Source organism: Streptomyces sp. NPDC006544, from assembly GCF_040611715.1.
Lineage (GTDB): Bacteria > Actinomycetota > Actinomycetes > Streptomycetales > Streptomycetaceae > Streptomyces.
The window spans coordinates 11,983-18,328 of sequence record NZ_JBEXOV010000124.1 but is presented as its reverse complement, the minus strand read 5'-3'; the positions used below and the strand labels follow the sequence as shown (position 1 = coordinate 18,328).

Sequence of the window (6,346 nt, the reverse complement as noted above, 5' to 3'; positions counted from 1 at the left end):
GTGCAGGTCTGCGGGCCGGGGTCGGCCAGCTTCAGCCCACCGCCGGTCGGCGTGGGTGTGGGCGTCGGCGTGGGTGTGGGCGTCGGTGTCGGTGTGGGGGTGCCGTCGCAGCCCGGGGTGGCTTCCGGGGGGAGCGGAACGCGCCAGATCTGTGTGTCGTTCTCCGACCCGACGAGCAGGCCGGAGCAGTCGGCGTACGTCACCGTCTCGCCCTGCGACTGGGCGGGGAGGGCGACGTCCGCGAGCTTGGTCCCCGCGGTGTCGTACACGGAGGCGGTGTTGGCGCCCAACGGCCCCCCGCTGCGCAGCGTGTACGAGGCGCCCGTCGGCGAGAACGCGCCGTCGGTGGCGAAGACCGGGGCCGGCCGGACCGCCGTGAGGATGCTGAGCTGTCCGGCCGCCGGCGGCAGCGGGGCCTGGTACAACTGCCCGGCGGATCCTATGAGTTTGCTCGCGACGTAGAGCCGGCCGCTGACCGGGTCGGCGAGCAGGGACTCGGCGTCGTGCCGGCCGTCGGCGTAGGCGAAGCGGTACGTCACGGGAGTCACCGTGGCGTCGGCGAGCCGGTCGGGCTCCGCGAAGCCGTGCACGGTGATCTCGGCACGGCCGCTGAAGTTGTCGCCGATGTCGCCGACCAGGATCGCGGGGCCGCCCGCGGCGTCCTTGCCGATGGTCAAGGCCTCCCAGTCGGTGTTGCCCACTCCGGAGACCGTGAAGGTGGCCAGGAGCCGGCCGGTGGCGCCGTTGCAGTCGACGGCGAAGACCTGAGGGGTGTTCCCGCTGTCGTTGACGGCGTAGAGGACACCGGAGTGCTTGCGGCTCATGGCCAGGCCGCTGAGTTCGGCCAGGCCCGCGGGGAGGGTGCACCCGCGCTCGGGGGCCAGGGCGGCGCCGGCCGCGGCCGTGGAGGAGGGTGGTCCGACGGCCGGTGCGGCCGCCGCCGTGGAGGAGGAGGTGCCGGCCGCGGGGGCGCCCAGCCAGGCCATGGCCGGCAGGATCGTGGCGAGGGCCGCGGAGGCGAGGGCCGCGGAGGCCCGGGGAGGCGTGAGCAGGAATCGGGACATGCGCACCATGTGAGGGGACGTCAGGGCATGACGCCAGGGTCGACCACCGCCCGTTCGGGCATCGTTCAGTGCCGGCCGGGCATGCCTGGCCATCGGGGGGCTTCCGGTCAGCGGACCGGTTCCCGCACGGGGGCGTTGTGCCGGGCGTGCGCGATGAAGGCGCGGGCCGCGCGGCTCAGCGGTCGCCGGGCGTGCGCGATGCCCACGGGGCGCAGCAGCGGCGGTGTGAAGGAACGGACCTCCGCCCTGCTGCCGAACGCCCGTAACACCACGTCGCGGTACCAGATGAGGGAGCCGCGGCCGTCGGTCACGCCGGTCACCCACGCGAGGCGTTCGTCCACTTCCAGGCTGGGCACGGGGCGCACGCCGAGGCAGCTGAACATGGCCTCCATCTCGGTACGGCGACCGGTACCCGGGGCCGGCAGCACCATCGGCAGTCCGTCGAGGGCGCGGAACGGCAGCGGGTCGGGCAGCGGCGAGCCGATCGGAGAGATGAGGACCACCTCCCGCTCCTGGATGTGGTGGGTGGAGAGCTCCTTGTCGATCGGCAGATCCACGAGCGCCAACTCAGCTCTGCCCTGCGCGAGTTCTTGCACCAGCGCCTCGCGGCTGTCGTGCTGCTGGAGTCTGACGTCGATGCCGGGGTGCCGCGCGGTGAAGGCGGGAACCAGCTCGGAGGCCAGGTCGAGGGCGAGGGTGGGGGTGGTGACGAGGGCGAGGGTGGCCCGGGCGTCCTTGGCGTGGGGAGTCCCGATGTCGTCGATCGCCTCGACCGCGTCGAGCACGGTGCGGGCCAGCCGGACGACCCGGGCCCCTTCCGGTGTGAGGTCCACCCCCCTTCCCCGGCGGGCGAGCAGTTCGACTCCGAGATCGCGTTCCATGGCCTGGACCGCTCGGGACAGCGCGGACTGGGCGACGAAGACGGAGGCGGCCGCGCCGGTGATGGAGCGGCAGTCGGCGACGGCGACGAGGTAGCGGAGCTGGGCGAGGGTGGGGGTCATGACCGGACGGTAACCGCGCGAGGTTGTACCTGTAAGACCACGTAGGTGAACAACTCCCCGACCCCGCGGGGGCGGTCATGCCGGGCCGGCGGGAAGTCATACCCATGCGGCATGAGGCGTGCGGGCGCGGTACGTCGGCCCGTGGAGCGCGCACCCAGTGGCCGGCCGCATCGTCGCAGGCCATCACGTCAGCGGGCGCCCGCAGCCGGGTCCCCGGGGGGCCGATCGGAGCGGGTGGCGGGTTTCGGACGCTCGAAACGGAGTACTCCGGATACCCGTTGACAGTCCACGGCGCTCACCGCACGATGCAACGCGGCACCCGGGATGTTGACCATCGTTCAAGTCCGCCCTTCGGCGCGCCGACCGGCCAGCGCGTGCGCCGCGCACCTCGGTTCCCACCCCCGCGGGGACCTCGCACGTCGCTCTTCCCGCCTTCCGCCAGCGCGCTGCGCCATGTCACACATCACTGGAAGAGGAGTGCCCGTGACCCCCCAGCCCGAGCCGTCCCCCCAGCCAAAACCCGCGCAGTCCCCCCAGCCCGAGTCCGCACGGTCCCTCCCCGAGCCCGCGCAGTCCCTCCCCGAGCCCGCGCGGTCCCCCCAGCGCCCGCCCGCGCCGCCGTCGGAGTCGCTGCCGGCCTCCTCCCCCCGACCTCCACAGCCTCTTCCGGCTCCACAGCCCCACGGGCCCCTCGCCGCCCACCGCGACCTGGTCGTCGCGGTCAGCCCCTTCGAGGAGCCCAATCCGCGGATCGTCACCGCCGCCGAACGGGCCGGGGCGCTCGGGTTGCTCGACCTCGGCCGGGACCACGGGGCCGCCGGGCGCGGCTTCGCCGAGCTGGCCCGCCGCCACGCCGGGGGCCGTTACGGCGTACGGGTGCCCGTCGGCTGCCCGGTCGGTCCCCGGGAGCTGCCCGCCGGGGTCGACACGGTGCTGCTCGCCGACCCCGCGGCGCACACCCCCGAGCGGGTCGCCGACTGGGCGGCGGCCGATGGGGCGCCCCGGCTGTGGGCCGAGGTCACCGGAGCGGCGCAGGCCCTGGCCGCGGTGGCCGCCGGGGTGGACGCGCTCGTCGCCACGGGGCACGAGGCCGGCGGGCGGGTGGGCGGGACCACCACGTTCGTGCTCCTTCAGCAGCTGCTCGCCGACCCCGCGATCGTCGTACCCGTACGGGCCCGCGGCGGAATAGGGCCGCACACGGCGGCCGCGGCCGTCGCGGGCGGAGCCGCCGGAGTGCTGATCGACGTACAACTGGCCCTCACGCCCGAGGGTGAGGCAGCCCTGCCCGCCGACGTGGCCGCCGCGCTGCGGGCCATGGACGGATCCGAGACCCGGCTCGTGGAGGGCCACCGCGTCTACGCGCGCCCCGACCTGCCCCGGCCCGAGGGCCCGGTCGCCGCCCTGCTGGGGGCCCGGGACCTGCGGACCCAGCTGCTCCCGGTCGGGCAGGACGGAGCCTCGGCGGCCCGGCTGGCCGCGCGCTACCGCACGACCGGAGGCGTCCTGCAGGGCGTCCGGGCCTCCGTCACGGAGCATCTGGCCGCCGCCGTACGGGCCCGGCCGCTGGGACGCGGGCGTGAGCCGGGGCGGCCGCTCCCGGTCGCGCAGGGGCCGATGACCCGGGTCAGCGACCAGCCGGCCTTCGCGGAGGCGGTCGCCGCCGCGGCCGGGGTCCCCTACCTCGCGCTCGCGGTCATGGAGGGACCGGACGTGCGCCGGCTCCTCACCGAGACCGCGCGACGGCTCGGCGACCGGCCCTGGGGGGTGGGCCTGCTCGGCTTCGCCCCGGCCGAGCTGCGGGCGGAGCAGATGGCGGCCGTCGCCGAGGCGCGCCCCCCGTACGCGATCATCGCCGGCGGCACCCCGGCGCAGGCGGCCCCGCTGGAGGCGGCGGGGATCCGGAGCCATCTGCACGTGCCCTCGCCGGGTCTGCTGGAGCGGTACCTCACCGACGGGGCACGGCGGTTCGTGTTCGAGGGGCTGGAGTGCGGCGGTCACGTCGGGCCGCGCGCCTCCTTCCCGCTGTGGGAGGAGCAGATCGAGATACTGCTGTCGTGCCCCGAACCGGCCGCGCTGGACGTGCTGTTCGCGGGCGGCATCCACGACGAACGCTCGGCCGCGATGGCGGTCGCCGCGGCGGCCCCGCTGGCCGAGCGGGGCGCGCGGATCGGGGTGCTCATGGGCACCGCCTACCTGTTCACCGAGGAGGCGGTCGCGGCCGGGGCGGTGCTGCCCGTCTTCCAGCGGGCGGCGGTGGAATGCGCCGACACGGTGCTGCTGCACACCGCGCCCGGCCATGCCACGCGGTGCGCGGGGACCCCGTACGTCGACGCCTTCGGGGCGACGCGGCGGCGGCTGGCGGAGAGCGGCGCCGCACCGCGCGAGGTCTGGGAGGAGTTGGAGCGTCTCAACCTGGGACGCCTGCGGATCGCCAGCAAGGGGCTGCGGCGCGGCGCCGGGGCCGGTTCCGAGCTGGAACGCGTCGACGAGGAAGAGCAGTACGCCGAAGGGCTGTTCATGCTCGGCCAGGCCGCCACCCTGCGCTCCGCGACGACCACGGTCGCCGCGCTCCACACGCAGGTCACCGATGGCGCGACCGAGTTCCTCCGGCAGCGGGCCGAGGAGGTCGCCGCTCCCGCGGAAGACCCGCGGGGGTCCGAGCCGCTGGACATCGCCGTCGTCGGCATGGCCTGCGCCTATCCGGGGGCGCCGGACCTCGCCGCCTACTGGGCCGGGATCCTGGCCGGGACCGACGCGGTGCGCGAGGTGCCGGCCGAACGCTGGGACCCGGAGCTCCACTTCGACCCCGACCCGGCTCGGGCCGGCGAGCGCACCCCGTCCCGCTGGGGCGGCTTCCTCGGCCCGATGCCCTTCGACGCCCTCGCCTACGGGATCCCGCCCGCCTCGCTGACCGGGATCGAACCGGTGCAGCTGCTGGCCCTGGAAGTCTCGGCGCGGGCCCTCGCGGACGCAGGGTACGGCAAGGACCGGGAGTTCGACCGGTCGCGGACCTCGGTGGTGTTCGGCGCGGAGGCCGGTACCGAACTGGCCGGCGCCTACGGCCTGCGCGCGCTGTACCCCGGATATCTGGGCGATCTCCCGCCCGGGCTGGACGAACAACTGCCGCGTCTCACCGAGGACTCGTTCCCCGGGGTGCTCGCCAACGTCATCGCGGGCCGGGTCGCCAACCGGCTGGACCTCGGCGGTGCGAACTGCACGGTCGACGCCGCGTGCGCCTCCTCGCTGGCCGCGCTCGACCTCGCCTGCCGCCAACTGCGGGACCACGACAGCGACATGGCCCTGTGTGGCGGCGCCGACGTACACAACGGCATCAACGACTACCTGCTGTTCTCCTCCGTCCGCGCACTGTCCCCCGGCGGCCGCTGCCGGCCCTTCGACGCGGCCGCCGACGGAATCGCCCTCGGCGAGGGGGTGGGCGTACTGGTGCTGAAGCGCCTCGCGGACGCGGAACGGGACGGCGACCGGGTGTACGCCGTGATCAAGGCGGTCGGAGCCTCCAGCGACGGAAGGTCCCTCGGTCTGACCGCGCCCCGTCCGCAAGGGCAGCGCAAGGCCCTGGAACGGGCCTACGCACGGGCCGGGGTCACCCCCGGCGAGGTCGGCCTGGTCGAGGCCCACGGCACCGGCACGGTGGTCGGCGACAGCACCGAACTGAGGGTACTGAGCGAGTTGTTCACGTCCTCGGGTGCCGCTCCGGGGTCCTGTGCGCTGGGCTCGGTGAAATCGCAGCTCGGGCACACCAAGTGCGCGGCCGGGCTGGCCGGGCTGATCAAGGCGGCCCGCGCCGTCCACACCGGCGTACGGCCGCCGACCCGGAACCTCGACACGCCGGTGCCCGCCTGGCGACCGGAGACCAGCCCCTTCTTCTTCGACACCGAGGCCCGGCCGTGGGCGGCGCCGCCGCAACGACGGATCGCCGGTGTGAGCGCCTTCGGTTTCGGCGGTACGAACTACCACGCGGTGCTGGCCGGTTACGCGGGAAGCGAGGAGCCCCGGCACGGGCTGGAGGAGTGGCCGGCCGAGCTGTTCTGCTTCCGCGGCCCGGACCGCCGGACGGCGGGCCGGGCGATGGCGCGGCTGGCGGCCAGGCTGGAGGAGAACGCCGCGGCCGGGCGGCCGTGGGCGCTGCGCGACCTCGCCGCGGAGGTCGCGGCGGATGCCGGGCCGGGGCGCGGGCCGGGGGGGGGGCCCGGCGGGGGAGGGGGGGGGGCGCGGGGGGGGGGGGGGCCGGGCCGACGGACGCGCGGCGGGGGGGGCGGA

At 75.6% G+C, this 6,346-nt stretch carries 3 protein-coding genes; 1 reads left to right on the top strand and 2 read right to left on the bottom strand.

Annotation, left to right across the window (positions count from 1 at the left end; genetic code table 11):
• Positions 1-1,064 (bottom strand): hypothetical protein (locus tag ABZY44_RS33850; RefSeq protein WP_356660660.1); only part of this gene is annotated, 1,064 nt, incomplete at its 3' end.
• Between the two features lie 107 nt (positions 1,065-1,171).
• Entirely contained in the window at positions 1,172-2,065 is an 894-nt protein-coding gene (locus tag ABZY44_RS33845) for a LysR family transcriptional regulator (RefSeq protein ID WP_356660658.1), read from the bottom strand.
• 708 nt (positions 2,066-2,773) lie between these two features.
• Between ABZY44_RS33845 and ABZY44_RS33840 the strand changes: the two genes are divergently transcribed.
• Positions 2,774-6,346 (top strand): beta-ketoacyl synthase N-terminal-like domain-containing protein (locus ABZY44_RS33840; RefSeq protein WP_356660664.1); only part of this gene is annotated, 3,573 nt, incomplete at its 3' end.